This is a genomic window from Domibacillus sp. 8LH (assembly GCF_038806185.1).
Taxonomy (GTDB): Bacteria; Bacillota; Bacilli; order Bacillales; family Domibacillaceae; genus Domibacillus; species Domibacillus indicus_A.
The window spans coordinates 1-254 of record NZ_JAVJNG010000236.1; the positions used below are offsets into that span (position 1 = coordinate 1).

At 46.5% G+C, this 254-nt stretch carries 1 protein-coding gene; it reads right to left on the minus strand.

The window, feature by feature from the left end; genetic code table 11:
• The coding region (locus tag RG959_RS24550; RefSeq protein ID WP_342799341.1) for a MobA/MobL family protein at positions 1-254 on the minus strand (254 nt) is incomplete at both ends.

A 254-nucleotide genomic window follows, 5' to 3' on the forward strand; every position in this document is an offset into this window, starting at 1 on the left:
GCGTATGAGTGCGGATATTGCTGTGGAACTATATGTTTGTCTAAAAACGTCTCTATGAGCGTTTTACGCTGTTCTGGCGTGAACTCATTTGGTAGGGCAATTTCATACTCCATGTAGGCCTTGGCATTGGCTCGTTCATGACTATCGGCTGCCTGCCAAAACTCAATCGGATCTTTGACAAAGGCGGGCATGCAACGTCCAGGTTCAACATGTTCTAGGACTTCTTCGCTTTTTTTCCTGATGCCTTCGTACTG